Below are 11,367 nucleotides of genomic sequence, written 5' to 3' on the forward strand. Positions count from 1 at the left end.
AGGGAATTGACCGAGGCTACCAAGCCAATACCATCCGTTCCCGAGCCGTCCTGTCCTGCGTCTTCCTGGGGCTGCGAGTGATCTCGCGGGGCGACATTCAGATGACAACTACAAAGCTACGACAAATCAGGACAATTTTCCGGGGTCCAGAATTAGCCGTGTCTTCGTGAAATTCGTGGGGATCCTTCAGACTCTGACCCCATTTATCATCGCACCCGACCGAGACCGGTTTCGTAAAAGAAAGTGGATGGCGAGGGAACGCTGGATACTTGGTGCACAGCAGTACCTATTGCGAGCGGGATTCAGCGAACCCTCACCACAGGATTGATTTATTGCCTGGATAAAATGGCAGGCTGGCTACGACAGATTTAGTAGAGATACACTGCGCCGCTCATCCCCAACAGGTCGTCGGCTTGATCACCGTCGATGCCGGCGGCTTCGCTGTCCTCACCATGCGCCCCCACCGCCAGGGTGTCGCCGTCAGCGGACAGGCTGACCACGCCACCGAACCAATCGTAGGCCTCGGTGTTGGAGGCCTTGACGTAGGCCTCCTGGCTCCAGTCACTGCCACCGCTGCGGGTGAAAACATACACCGCGCCGCTGCTTGATACCGAGTTGTCGGTATGGTCGCCGTCTATGCCGGTGGCGACGCTGTCTTCGTTCATCGTTCCCACCGCCACGGTATTACCGTCAGCGGACAGGCTAAGCGCACCACCGAACATGTCCCCGGACTCGGTGTTGGAGGCCTTGACGTAGGCCCCCTGACTCCAGTCACTTCCGCTACGAGTGAAAACGTACACCGCGCCGCTGCTTGAGGCCGAATTGTCGCTCTGGTCGCCACCGATGCCGGTGGCAACGCTGTCCTCGCCACTCGCCCCCACCGCCAGGGTGTCACCGTCAGCGGACAGGCTGAGCGCGCCGCCGAAGTAGTCGGAGGCCTCGGCGTTGGAGGCCTTGACGTAGGCCTGCTGGCTCCAGGTGGTGTCGCTGCGGGTGAAGACATACACCGCCCCGCTGGCTCCGGCCGAGTTGTCGGCCTGGTCACCGTCGATACCGGTCGCAGTACTCTCCTCCGAGTTTGCCCCCACCGCCAGGGTGTCACCATCGTCACTCAGGGCGAGGGCGACGCCGAACCTGTCCCTGTCCTCGGTGTTGGATGCCTTGACGTAAGCCTGCTGATTCCAAGTGGTGTCGCTGCGGGTGAAGACATACACTGCGCCACTCTTGTAGGCCGCATTGTCCCCCTCGTCGCCATCGATGCCGGTGGCAGCGCTGCCTTCGTAATGCGCCCCCACCGCAAGGGTGTCACCGTCGGCGGACAGGCTGAGCGCACCGCCGAACTCATCTTCGGCCTCGGTGTTGGAGGCCTTGACGTAGGCCGCCTGACTCCAATCGCTGCCGCTACGGGTGAAAACATACACCGCGCCGCTCCTTGAGGCCGAGTTGTCGCCCTGATCGCCGCCGATACCGGTGGCGACGCTGTCTTCACCATACGCCCCCACCGCCAGGGTATTGCCGTCGGCGGACAGGCTGAGCGCGCTGCCGAACCGGTCGAAGGTCTCGGTATTAGAAGCCTTGACGTAGGCCTGCTGGCTCCACGCACTGCCACCGCTGCGGGTGAAAACATACACCGCGCCGCTGCTTGAGGCCGAGTTGTCGGTCTGGTCGCCGTCAATACCGGTGGCTTTGCTGCCCTCCTGGCGCGCCCCCACCGCCAGGGTATTGCCGTCGGCGGACAGGCTGAGCGCGCGGCCGAACTGGTCGTCGGCATCGGTGTTGGAGGCCTTGGCATAGCCGATGGCGTCGACCAGTGCACCGCTCACCGCGACCTCGGCGGAGTCGGCACAGCCGGCATCGTTGCAAGCCTGAAGGATATAGCTGGCGTTGATGCGTTTGGGCAGGGAGACCACCAGATCGTGGCTGTCGCTGTCAGCGGCAATCGTCGCGATCTGGGCGAAGCCTGTGCTGCCATCAGGGTTTTCAAGCAGGCGGTATTCGGTTTCATTGCTGACATCCGCCCAGCCGAAGTGGAAGGTCTTGATGCTCTGCGGCGTCAGGCTGAGTTCCGGTTCCTCCGGTTCCTCCCGTGTTTCCAGTTCCTCTGGTTCCTCCGGTGAGCTGGAACCATCGCCATCGCTATCACCACCACCGCACGCAGTCAGAACTAATGAGCAAAACAGAAGCAGGGCAGCGCTTATATAGTGATGCCTTTTTAACTCAATCATAATAACTCTCTCACTTGTTGTTCATCCATTTCTTCTGGCGCGTTCGCTTCGGTCCTCTCCTTCATACCGTAGGAACCATGGGAATTGGGGCACGGTGGCCAGAGCAGGATAGACGATCAAAACTCAAGATGGATTGTAAAAATCGGACAGATTTGATAGGAATTTGCTTCGCGCCCGCAAAGCATCAGAAGCGCTAAACCAAGCCCAAGCCCCCCAAAACACCGCCATTTCCGGGATCGGCGGACGCACCCTCATCCTCCTCAACTTGCACCGGCTCATTCCCTTCATTTTCCCGCTGTCTTGACCGCTCTCCCCGCGCCCGGTTGCTGTACCAGCCGTAGTACCGCACCAAGTGCTCCCCCTTGTCCGGCACATGCCGAAGCAGCAGCTTCAGCCATTCTGCACCGGGCAGGAGCTGAAAGTTACGATTGAGGGTGGCATGCAGCTTCGACCGGTACACCACCACACCCTGCTGCGCCTTGCGTAAGCTTCCCCTCGGAGTAGACAGGTAAGAAGTAGAGCCTTCTGGCACAATCCTGAGCCAGGAGGTTGCTATGAAGAAGTCCGGGCAGTGGTTGGGTATTTAACGGGTACCCCGCACCCAACAGGGAAAACCGTACCTAATGCGGCTTAACCTACCCTTTATTCGTACACAATAAACAAAAACGCCACCCCCATCCCCTAGGATGCCGTTCTCTTCCACCACGCCCATCCCCTAGGCATCAAATTCCCCAGATGGGGTCGTTTATTTTACTCTGATCCCATTTATCCTATATTTATCCGCCAGCCCTGATCACCTCTCTATTTGCGAATCGCAAGCCGGCCAATGCCTTTGTTCAATCGAAGCTGGGGGAAGCGGCGATCTTGTGGATGGCCAAATCCGCGCCCTCGAACTCCTGCTCTTCGGAGAGGCGGATGCCGACGCTCCTCTTGAGGACCCCGTAAACCAGCAGTCCTCCGACCAGCGCCACTGCCACGCCGATGAGTGTCCCGACCACCTGGGACCCGAACGCGACACCACCGAGGCCACCCGCCGCAGCGCTGCCGAAGATGCCGGCTGCAATACCGCCCCAGGCGCCACAGAGGCCGTGCAGCGGCCAGACGCCCAACACGTCGTCGATGCGCCAGCGGTTCTGGGTCAGGGTAAAGGTGATGACGAAAAGAACCCCTGCTACACCGCCCGTTATCAACGCCCCCAGAGGGTGCATCAGATCGGAGCCGGCACAGACCGCCACCAGCCCGGCCAGCGGACCGTTATGGACGAAGCCCGGGTCGTTGCGCCCGGCGGCCAATGCAGCCAGCGTACCGCCCACCATGGCCATTAGGGAGTTTACTGCCACCAGACCGCTAATCCCCTCGAGGGACTGGGCCGACATGACATTGAAACCGAACCATCCCACAGTCAGGATCCAGGCGCCCAGTGCCAGGAACGGAATCGAGGAGGGTGGGTGGGCGAAGATTTCGCCATTATTTCCGTAGCGCCCCTTCCTGTGTCCCAGCAGCACCACGGCCGCCAGTGCCGCCCAGCCCCCCACAGCATGCACCACCACCGAGCCGGCGAAGTCATGGAACTCGGCGCCGAAGGTTTCGGCCAGCCAGGCCTGGATGCCGAAATTTCCGTTCCAGGCGATCCCTTCGAACAGCGGGTAGATCAACGCAACCAGCAGGAAGGTCGCAGCCAGTTGGGGCAGGAACTTCGCTCGCTCGGCGATCCCGCCGGAGATGATGGCGGGGATCGCCGCCGCGAAGGCGAGCAGAAAGAAAAATTTCACCAGCTCATAGCCGTTCGCTTCGGTCAGCGAAGCCGCACCGTCGTAAAAGGTGACGCCGTAGGCCACGCCGTAGCCGACAAAGAAGTAGGCGATGGTGGAGATCCCAAAGTCGGAGAGGATCTTCACCAACGCATTAACCTGGTTCTTGAAGCGCACCGTCCCCACCTCGAGAAAGGCGAAGCCGGCATGCATGGCCAGCACCATGATGGCGCCGAGAAGCACGAAAAGTGTGTCGGCAGCGGTTGCATGCTCCATTGTGGTACCCCTTGCTCGTGTTTGGCGCAAGGTGCTGCAAGAAGCGCACCATCGCGGTGCTCAACCATGAAACAATGACTTAAATCTGTACCTCCGGCTACGGCGCACCGCTCTGGTGCTTGAGGCAGGCTTATGCTCCATTTGAGTGCGGTCGTTTTTGCAACGGGACGCCTCCGGCAAGATCACATACCCCCGGGCGTTGCTTTCTCAATCCAGGAAAGCTCCGGCATGCCAAGGGGCCAATCGCTACCTGTTCGTACCGAGACCCAAAATGGCTGTCGATATCTTCCCCGCCGGATAACAGGGTGAAATAGAATGTGGTTCCCTCGCTCGGTTTGCCCTGGGCCCAGCCCCCCCAAAGCGATGGACGATGCGCTGTAGCGTAGCCAAGCCAATGTCGGTGCCTTCGAGTTGATCCTCCTGTGCAGCCGCAGGAAGGCCCCGAACAGCTTGTGGCGAAATAGATGCATAGAAATCTTAATAGCGACTGCTGCTCGGCCCCAGGGCAAATTTATTTTACTCTGGCCCCATTTATTCCAGGCGCTGCTCTCGGCCTTCTTGCCTTTCGTTAATCCCTGCCAAGTCACCCACTGGTCATGTGGAGGATGATTACAGATTTAATCTTACTCTGACCCATCCCTCCCCTTTCGCTTTTCCGTATTCCTCGCATTTATCGGCGGCGCCCGAACTGCACCCCGCCGGCAAGGTGCCGCGGCACGTGCTATCAAGTCCTCATGGAAAGAAAGAACACCGCACGCCCCCCTGACGCCGAGAAGCGCCGCCTGATGGCGCAGGCCGGGGGCGAGGCGCCGTGGCACCGCTGGGGGCCTTATCTGGGCGAACGGCAATGGGGAACGGTGCGCGAGGATTACAGCGCCAATGGCGAGGCGTGGGAGTACTTCCCCCACGACCACTCCCGCAGCCGGGCCTACCGCTGGGGCGAGGACGGCATTGCCGGCTTCAGCGACGACAAACAGCGGCTCTGCCTGGCACTCGCGCTATGGAACGGCCGTGACCCGATCCTCAAGGAGCGATTGTTCGGCGTGAGCAACAGCGAGGGCAACCATGGGGAGGACGTCAAGGAACTCTACTATTACCTGGACGCCACGCCGAGTCATGCTTACCTCAAGATGCTCTACAAGTATCCGCAACGCGCCTTTCCCTACGCGCAATTGCTGGCGGAGAACCGGCGCCGCGGCAAGGAGCAGCCCGAATACGAGTTGCTCGACACCGGCGTGTTCGAGGACGACCACTACTTCGACGTATTCATCGAATATGCGAAGGCCGATGTGAACGACATTCTGATGCGGGTCACCGTCCATAACCGCGGTAGCGAGGCGGCGCCCCTGCACCTCTTGCCGCAGCTATGGTTTCGCAATACTTGGTCGTGGGGCTACGACCCGACCCGGCCGCGACTCTCCGCCTCTGAGACCGGATGCGTGGTGGTGAAGCACCGGAAGTTAGGCCGCTATCACTGCCACTTCGATGGCGAGCCCAATCTGCTGTTTTGCGACAACGACACCAATCTGCGCCGCCTGTACGGCCTGGCCGCCGACGGCCACTTCAAGGACGCCTTCCACGACTACCTCATCGAAGGCGAACACCACGCAATCAATCCGCAGCAAAACGGCACCAAGGCGGCGGGCCACTATCACTTCACGGTTCCGGCCCAGGCCAGCGTCCAGGTCCGCCTGCGCCTGACGTACAGGGATGTACTAATCCCGCGGGCGCAGGACGCGCAGGAGCGGGACTCTCCGGTGCGCGATAATCATGAGGCGCCCTTTGCGGATTTCGACCAGGTGATGCAGCAACGGATTGAGGAGACCGACGCCTATTACGCTGTGAGGCAGCAAGGACTGCCCGATGCCGAGGCCGCGGCCATCCAGCGCCAGGCGCTGGCCGGCATGATCTGGAGCAAGCAGTTTTATTACTTCGATATACCCCAGTGGCTGGACGGCGATCCGGGCCTTCCTGCGCCGCCCCCCGAACGTCGGCACGGCCGCAACAGCGAGTGGCGCCACCTTAACAATGCCGACGTGATCTCAATGCCGGATAAATGGGAGTACCCCTGGTACGCGGCCTGGGACCACGCTTTTCACTGCATCGCGCTGGCGCAGGTGGATCCGCAGCTTGCCAAGCAGCAACTGCTGCTGATGACCCGTGAATGGTACCTGCATCCCAACGGCCAGATGCCGGCCTACGAGTGGGACTTCGGCAACGTCAACCCGCCGGTCCACGCCTGGGCGGCGTGGGAGGTCTACAAGGCCGAGCGGGATGCCGCCGGCGGCGTCGGCGACACCGACTTCCTGGAGCGTACCCTGCACAAGTTGCTGCTGAACTTCACCTGGTGGGTAAACCGGAAGGACGCCGAGGGCCATAACGTATTCCAGGGTGGTTTTCTGGGACTGGACAACATCGGGGTTATCGATCGCAGCGCACCGCTGAACGGCGGCTACATCAACCAGGCCGACGGCACCAGCTGGATGGCGATGTACACACTGAACCTGATGCGCATCGCGCTGGAGCTGGCGCAGTACAACCGCGTCTACGACGACCTCGCCACCAAGTTCTTCGAGCACTTCCTCTATATCGCCGAGGCGATGAACAATATCGGCGATCAGGGGATCGGCCTGTGGGATGAGGAAGACCAGTTCTTCTATGACGTGCTGCGCCTGCCCGATGGCACGATGCGGCCGCTGAAGCTGCGATCCATTGTGGGCCTGATCCCGCTGTTTGCGGTCGAGATCCTGGAACCGGAGCTGCTCGATCGCCTGCCGGACTTCAAGCGGCGGCTGAACTGGTTTCTCAAATACCGGCCCGACCTGGCATCCCTGGTCTCCCACTGGAACGAACCCGGCCGCGGCGACGTCCGGCTACTGTCGCTGCTGCGCGAGCATCGGATGAAGCACCTGCTTCGGCGAATGCTGGACGAGCGGGAGTTTTTGTCCGACTACGGAATCCGCTCACTTTCCCGAGCCCATGCCGATGCTCCCTACGTGTTCGGCTGTATGGGAACGCAGATGAAGGTGCAGTACGAGCCCGGCGAATCGCTCTCGACGATGTTCGGCGGCAACTCCAACTGGCGCGGCCCCGTCTGGTTTCCCATCAACTACCTGTTGATCGTCGCCCTGCGCCGCTTCGCCGAGTACTACGGTCCGGAGTTTCGGATCGAATGCCCTACCGGCTCGGGCAACCGGCTTTCCATCGACGCCATCGCGGACCAGTTGGCTGAACGGCTGCTCAGACTGTTCCGCCGCGGTCCCGACGGTCGCCGGCCGATATACGGCGACCACGAAAAGCTGCAGACCGATCCCCATTTCCGCGACCATCTGCTGTTCCACGAATATTTCCATGGCGATACCGGCCGGGGTCTGGGCGCATCCCATCAAACCGGCTGGACCGCGCTGGTGGCCAACCTCATCCGCCCACTCCATGCCACCGGAAAAACAGGAAGTAACCCATGAGCGAACGCAACGGGCGAATTCCCCCCTGGGGGTACCGGGCATCCGGGTCAGTATATCTATTTGAGTCCGATGGTCGGCAGGGAAATAGGTGGATTGCCCCCGGAATTGGCCCGGCCGAAAGGTGCGTGAAATGAGCCTGAAAAAGAGGATTCAGAGTCTCCTGGATTCCCAGAAGCTGGCGGTCCTGGCGACCAAGCGGGATGGTTCGCCGTACAACAATCTCATGGCCTTCGCCGCAAGCTCGGATCTGACCTGCTTCTATTTCGTAACGAACCGTTCAACCCGGAAGTTCAAGAATCTCAGTGAAGATGACCGGGCTTCCCTCCTGGTGGATGACAGGGAGAATACTTCCTCCGATTTCCACCGCGCCTGTGCAGTGACCGTGTTGGGCCGCACTCACCCCCTGGAGGGTGAAACTCTTTCGGTCGCCAAGAAGCTATTGCTTATCCGTCACCCGTATCTGAAGAACTTCGTGGATGCTCCCACCTGCCAGGTTTTCTGTTTCGAAGTTGAGGTCTATTATTTCGTCGAAGCCTTTGGCAACGTCAGCGAATACCGGCCCGAACCATGACCTGGGTTGCTATTCTTGGTCAAGCCACCGAGTCTCCAGAATGGGGAGGCAAGGCTTTGGCTCTGGACCGCATGATGCGTGTGGGACTTCCCGTTCCCCGGGCGCTCTGTCTGACTGCTTCCTGTTATCGCCGTTTCCTGGTTAGCGATGGCCTCCGGGAACGAATCGCCATGGAGCTTTCCCGCAAACCGCTGGACGAGATGCGGTGGGAAGAGATGTGGGACGCTTCGCTGCGACTCCGTACCGCTTTCTCGCGCGCTCCTTTCCCCGAGGATCTTCAGGCCGAACTGGAGCAGGCTATTCGCTCGGAGGGTCTGGACCAAATACCTGTGTCCGTACGATCATCTTCGCTGGCTGAGGACTCGAAGCAGACGTCCTTTGCCGGCCTTCATGACTCTTTCCTGAATCTGGTTGGGCTGGAAGAAATTCTGAACCATATTCGACTGGTCTGGGCCTCGCTGTGGTCCGATAGCGCTCTTCTCTATAGGAAAGAGCTCAAGCTGGAGGTGGAGAATAGCGCTATGGCGGTTGTCGTCCAGGCGATGGTGGCAGGAGAGGTTTCCGGGATTGGCTTCTCGCGTGCTCCGTCGGATCCGGAACTCGCGGTTGTCGAAGCGGTTTATGGATTGAACGAAGGGTTGGTTTCGGGTGCGATTGAACCGGATCGATGGTTTCTCAGGAGAGAGGATGGATTTTTGGTTCGGAACCAGCCGGCTGTCCGCGAGGACTATTTCGTATCGCAGACAGGCTCGGGGGTGGCCCGGGTACCACTGCCTGAAGCGCTGAAGAGCCGCTCCCCTTGTGATGATGAGCTGCTGCAAAGGGTGTTTTGGCTGATCATGGAATGCGAACGGGAACACGGTGATGCGCAAGACGTGGAGTGGACCTCGCGTGGCCGTGCACTCTATCTCTTGCAGACTCGGCCGATCACCACGGGTAAGGCACTTACGGATTCGGAAGAAAAGGGCAATAAGAGAGCGTGGTATCTCAGCCTTACTAAGAGTTTGGCCAGTCTGAAGGAGTTGAGGTCTCGGATTGAAGGAGAGAGGCTTCCGGCCATGACGCGCGAGGCGGATAAATTGGAGCAAGTCTCGCTTCCTGATTATCGAGAGGGTCTGGCCGATATCCTGGCGCTTCGGCTGGAGGCGGAAGAACGATGGACTGCCATCTACTGGGATGAATACATTCCGTTCGCTCACGGCGTCAGGTTGTTCGGAATGGTGTACAACGATCAGGTGAAGCCCGAGGACCCCTACGAGTTTGTAGGGCTTTTGGCGGGGCAGCAGCTATTGTCGCTCGATCGTAACCAAAAGCTGACGCAACTTGCAGGCTCGTTGAAGACGGAGCCCGGCTTGCTCGGCACTCTTCGACAGGGAAAGATTCCACCGGACAGTCCACAGTCGAACGACATCCGGAAATTCCTGGCAGAGTTTGCGTTTGGGCTTGGAGGAAGCGAATCGGATTCAGAGACGTGTCGTCGGTTCGTTGATTTTCTGCTCGAAATGAATACGGGGGAAGCTGTCCGGGCGCCCTACCGACAAGAGCTCTCCGAGGAAAGCTTCCTGTTAGCCTTTCCTGAAGAGCGCAGGGACTTCGCCCGTGAGGTGCTGGACCTGGGCCGGGCCAGCTATCGCTTGCGAGACGACGATAACCTTTACCTGGAGCGATTTCACCGCCTAGTTAGAGAGACCGTCGCGAAGACGATGAATCGCTACCTGGCGGATGAAACTTCGGCCTCCAGCTGGACTACGCAGCAGGTATTGGAATGGCTGAGAACGGGGAAGTCGCCAGACCGAGAGACCGGTTCAAACCAGCCTTCCGGCGAATCGGCTGCTTCGGGCCCGTCGGAAAAGGTGCGGCAGCAGTATGGACAACCCGCCGGGCCCGGCTATGTTGAAGGACCGGCCCGTGTGGTACGGCACCGGGAGGACTTACTGGCGTTCCGGAAGGGTGAAGTCCTGGTCTGTGATGCGATCGATCCGAGTATGACTTTCGTCGTCCCGCTGGCCGCGGGGATCGTCGAAAGGCGCGGCGGCATGCTTATCCATGGAGCCATCATTGCAAGGGAATATGGAATTCCCTGTGTTACGGGTGTGCCCAACGCGGACCGATTAGTAGAGACCGGGGAACGGGTGTGCGTGGACGGGTTCCTGGGACTGGTGACGTTCGGGGAGCCTTGACCTTGCCCATCCGACGCCTCGGTATCCTATCCTTGCCAGAATCTATCTCTTTCCGCGAGTACGAATCACACTTCCGCCTGGCTTCCTTGGGAAAAGGGTCTGGAAAAGGGTTCCAGTGACAAATACTAATTGTAAGGATTCTCACTTGTCACCGACCCCTTTTCCCCGCGTGCCGTCTTATCCACCGGCAAGCTTATCCGATTTACTTTACTCTGACCCCATTTATTCCTTCTATTCCTTCAACTTTGACACCAGCTTTATTCCATGCGGCGCGGGACACTCGGCTGGCCATAACCAACGCAAGCAAATCTTCCGCGAGGCCAAGCCATAGGTCAGGAATCCCCAGACGACCTGCAGCACGGCGGAGCCGGTAAAAACCCCAGGCGGAAGCAACCGCAGCACCAGCGCCGACCGCGGCATAGCCCGGCAACGGACCCCCACCCCGTTTCGCGAACTGCGCGGCACTCCACGCACCGCTTGCCGCCCGGGCCGCAAGCGCGCCCGTTTCCACCCGGTCGGGCGCAGTCGGAATCTTGTCCGCGAGCAACTCCAACATCGCGAGCCCCGCCAAAACGCTCGTCACACACGGACTGCGCGCTGCCGCGGAACCGCGATCGCGCCACGCGACTGCAGCGGGCGCGGTCATGGTGCGCATGCCGGCCACCGCCCCAATGCCAATGGCGGCAAGCAGCAATCGATTCGACGACATCCGCTCCCCTCCTCGGCTAATCGTTACCCGCAAAGATAGCCGGCGGACGAGCCACAAACCCGCGCACGCGCGGATATTTTACTCTGACCCTGAAGGATCCCCACGAATCCGTGGGCTAAGTACCTGAAATCTAGGGAAAAGAGGTGGACATGCATCTCCTGACGTGATCTTCTTGTGGTTGCGAAGCCCAA

At 60.0% G+C, this 11,367-nt stretch carries 7 protein-coding genes; 3 read left to right on the plus strand and 4 right to left on the minus strand.

The window, feature by feature from the left end:
• Nucleotides 1-368: 368 nt before the first annotated feature.
• The 3 genes from BLP65_RS16405 to BLP65_RS16415 all read right to left on the minus strand — a co-directional run bounded on the left by BLP65_RS16405 (nucleotide 369) and on the right by BLP65_RS16415 (nucleotide 4,252).
• Nucleotides 369-2,225 carry a hypothetical protein gene (locus BLP65_RS16405; RefSeq protein ID WP_092999382.1) on the minus strand — a complete coding sequence of 619 codons (1,857 nt, stop codon included), beginning with the start codon at nucleotides 2,223-2,225 and terminating at the stop codon, nucleotides 369-371.
• 193 nt (nucleotides 2,226-2,418) lie between these two features.
• Complete coding sequence (locus BLP65_RS16410) at nucleotides 2,419-2,757, minus strand: transposase (RefSeq protein WP_281180253.1); 339 nt, start codon at nucleotides 2,755-2,757, stop codon at nucleotides 2,419-2,421.
• A gap of 304 nt (nucleotides 2,758-3,061) precedes the next feature.
• The gene (locus BLP65_RS16415) at nucleotides 3,062-4,252 is read right to left on the minus strand and encodes an ammonium transporter (protein WP_092999386.1); all 1,191 of its coding nucleotides are present in this window, start codon (nucleotides 4,250-4,252) and stop codon (nucleotides 3,062-3,064) included.
• A gap of 734 nt (nucleotides 4,253-4,986) precedes the next feature.
• On the opposite strand from BLP65_RS16415, the gene BLP65_RS16420 reads away from it, so the two are divergent.
• The 3 genes from BLP65_RS16420 to BLP65_RS16430 all read left to right on the plus strand — a co-directional run bounded on the left by BLP65_RS16420 (nucleotide 4,987) and on the right by BLP65_RS16430 (nucleotide 10,467).
• Entirely contained in the window at nucleotides 4,987-7,716 is a 2,730-nt protein-coding gene (locus tag BLP65_RS16420; RefSeq protein ID WP_139181548.1) for an MGH1-like glycoside hydrolase domain-containing protein, read from the plus strand.
• Between the two features lie 130 nt (nucleotides 7,717-7,846).
• On the plus strand, nucleotides 7,847-8,287 hold the full coding sequence (locus BLP65_RS16425; protein WP_092999388.1) for a pyridoxamine 5'-phosphate oxidase family protein: 441 nt from the start codon (nucleotides 7,847-7,849) through the stop codon (nucleotides 8,285-8,287).
• Nucleotides 8,284-10,467, plus strand: coding sequence for a PEP/pyruvate-binding domain-containing protein (locus BLP65_RS16430; protein ID WP_092999390.1), 2,184 nt, complete (start codon nucleotides 8,284-8,286; stop codon nucleotides 10,465-10,467). The genes BLP65_RS16425 and BLP65_RS16430 overlap by 4 nt, the downstream gene beginning before the upstream one ends.
• A gap of 202 nt (nucleotides 10,468-10,669) precedes the next feature.
• Here the strand turns inward: BLP65_RS16430 and BLP65_RS16435 are convergent, their stop codons facing one another.
• Entirely contained in the window at nucleotides 10,670-11,176 is a 507-nt protein-coding gene (locus BLP65_RS16435; RefSeq protein WP_092999392.1) for a hypothetical protein, read from the minus strand.
• Between the last annotated feature and the right edge of the window lie 191 nt (nucleotides 11,177-11,367).

Source organism: Thiohalomonas denitrificans (assembly GCF_900102855.1).
Lineage (GTDB): Bacteria > Pseudomonadota > Gammaproteobacteria > Thiohalomonadales > Thiohalomonadaceae > Thiohalomonas > Thiohalomonas denitrificans.